Annotated in this window: 2 protein-coding genes and 1 pseudogene; 2 read left to right on the forward strand and 1 reads right to left on the reverse strand. The window is 72.1% G+C overall.

All coding sequences use genetic code 11. From position 1 onward, the window contains the following. Both FV222_RS23285 and glcF read left to right on the forward strand, forming a co-directional pair. Positions 1–297 (forward strand): annotated as a pseudogene (locus FV222_RS23285) (glycolate oxidase subunit GlcE); the annotation flags it as partial. A gap of 120 nt (positions 298–417) precedes the next feature. Then, positions 418–1,758: a glycolate oxidase subunit GlcF gene (gene glcF / locus FV222_RS23290; protein WP_147763833.1), complete on the forward strand. Its 1,341-nt coding sequence runs from the start codon at positions 418–420 to the stop codon at positions 1,756–1,758. A 6-nt stretch (positions 1,759–1,764) separates the two neighbouring features. Here glcF and FV222_RS23295 read toward each other — a convergent pair. Continuing rightward, a partial coding sequence (locus FV222_RS23295) for an MBL fold metallo-hydrolase (RefSeq protein ID WP_147815750.1) occupies positions 1,765–2,390 on the reverse strand: 626 nt, incomplete at its 5' end.

Raw genomic sequence — 2,390 nt, forward strand, 5'->3', positions numbered from 1 at the left:
GCGCTCGCCGCCGCGATCGGCCGCGCGATGCCGGCGCGCTGGTTCTACGATTGGGGCGGCGGCCTGGTCTGGCTCGCCGTCGCGTCCGAGGGCGATGCCGGGGCGGAGGCGATCCGCTCCGCCCTCGGCCAGCACGGCGGCCACGCCACGCTGATCCGGGCGCCCGATGCGGTGCGCGCCGCCGTGCCGGTGTTCCAGCCACTCTCGCAGCCGCTGATGCGGGTGACGCAGGGGATCAAGACGGCGCACGACCCCGCGGGTGTGTTCAACCCAGGGCGGATGTACGCCGAGGTTTGAGGCGCCCGGGCCCGACGCGGGCCCTCCGCCGCATCGTGCGCGGCGCGAAACGGTGGCAGAGACGATCGATCGACGGGGCCGACGCCATCGGCCCGAGACAGGACGCATCCAGAACGCGCCATGCAAACCAACTTCTCCCTGGCCCAGCTCGCCGACCCGGCGATGGCGACCTCCGAAAAGATCCTGCGCACCTGCGTTCATTGCGGGTTCTGCACGGCGACCTGCCCGACCTACCTGCTGCTCGGCGACGAACTCGATAGCCCGCGCGGACGGATTTACCTGATCAAGGACATGCTGGAGGGCGGCAAGGCGGCGAGCGCCGAGGTGGTCAAGCACGTGGACCGCTGCCTGTCGTGCCTGTCCTGCATGACGACCTGCCCCTCGGGCGTGCATTACATGCACCTCGTCGACCACGCCCGCAGCCATATCGAGGAGACGTTCTCCCGGCGGCTCGACGACCGCGCGCTGCGGGCGATCCTGGCCTTCGTGCTGCCCTATCCCGCGAGGTTCCGGGCGGCGTTGTGGGCGGCCAAGCTCGGCGCGCCGTTCCGGCCCCTGGTGGCGCGCCTGCCGCGGGTCGGAAACCGGCTCGCCGCGATGCTCGACCTCGCCCCCGCCGCGCTGCCCGGCCGCGAGGCGACCAACCGGCCCGCGACCTTCCCCGCCGTCGGCGCGCAGGGCGCGCCCAAGCGCGTGGCCCTGCTGCGCGGCTGCGCCCAGAGCGTGCTGCGGCCGGATTTCAACGCGGCGGCGATCCGCCTGCTCACCCGCCACGGCGTCGAGGTGGTGCACGCGGAAGGCGAGGGGTGCTGCGGCGCACTCACCCATCACATGGGCCGGACGGACGACTCGCACGCCCAGGCCCGGCGCACCATCGACGCCTGGATCGCGGAAGCCGACGGCGCCGGCCTCGACGCCATCCTCGTCACCGCGTCCGGCTGCGGCACGACGATCAAGGATTACGGCTTCATGTTCCGCGACGACCCTGCCTACGCCGACAAGGCGGCACGGGTCTCGGCGCTCGCCAGGGACGTCACCGAGTTCGTCGCCACCCTCGACATCGCGCCGACGGTCGAGAGCGACCTCGTCGTCGCCTATCACTCGGCCTGCTCGATGCAGCACGGCCAGGGCATCCGCACGGAGCCCAAGACCCTGCTGAAGCAGGCGGGCTTCACGGTGAAGGACGTGCCCGAGGGCCACATCTGCTGCGGCTCGGCCGGCACCTACAACATCCTGCAGCCGGAACTCGCCGGCAAGCTCCGGGCGCGCAAGGTCGCCAACATCGAGCGGATGCGTCCCGACGTGATCGCCACCGGCAACATCGGCTGCGCCACGCAGATCGGGAAGGGCACCGCGATCCCGATCGTCCACACGGTGGAACTGCTGGATTGGGCCACCGGCGGCCCGCGGCCGGCGGCGCTCAAGGCCACGGCCGAGCCGGTGCTGCAGGCAGCCGACTGACCGGCCTCACGGTTCGAACTGGTCGGTGACCGGGATCCAGCGATAGCCTGCGCCGCTCGGCGCGACGTAGCCGAGCGACGGGAACGACGTATGGTAGCCGGCGACCACGATGTCGTCGGTCGCCGCCATGTCGTAGATCCGACGCCGCGTGGCCGCGCCCTGTCCCTTGTCCATGTCGAACAGGGCGTGCCAGCCCGGCTCGGCGAGCGAGGCGACCTCGTGGTGGGCGCAATCGCCCCAAATCAGCATCCGCCGCCCCGCGCTCTCGACGTGGAAGGCGAGGTGGCCGGGCGTGTGCCCGTAGGCCGCGAGCGCGTGGATGCCGGGAACGATCTCGTCCCCGGCCGCCACGAAGCGTGTCCGTGCGGCGAGCGGCAGGAGGTTGGCGCGGAACACCAGCGCCGAGGCGTGCTCGTTGCCCGACGGTTCCGACGCGAGGCGCTCGGGTTTGGTCCAGAAATCGTACTCGACCGCGCCGACGACGAGGCGCGCGTTGGGGAAGGTCGGGTGCCCGTCGCGCATCAGCCCGCCGATGTGGTCGGTGTGGCAATGGCTGAGGACGACGACGTCGATCGCCTCCGGCGCGGTGCCGGCCGCGCGCAGCCGCTCGACCAGACGTCCGCCGGCCGGCG

Source organism: Methylobacterium sp. WL103 (assembly GCF_008039885.1).
In the GTDB taxonomy this organism is placed as follows: Bacteria; Pseudomonadota; Alphaproteobacteria; order Rhizobiales; family Beijerinckiaceae; genus Methylobacterium; species Methylobacterium cerastii.

Bases quoted from the DNA above. Each gene is read 5' to 3' on its own strand.
- glcF (WP_147763833.1), top strand. From the start codon at position 418: ATGCAAACCAACTTCTCCCTGGCCCAGCTCGCCGACCCGGCGATGGCG.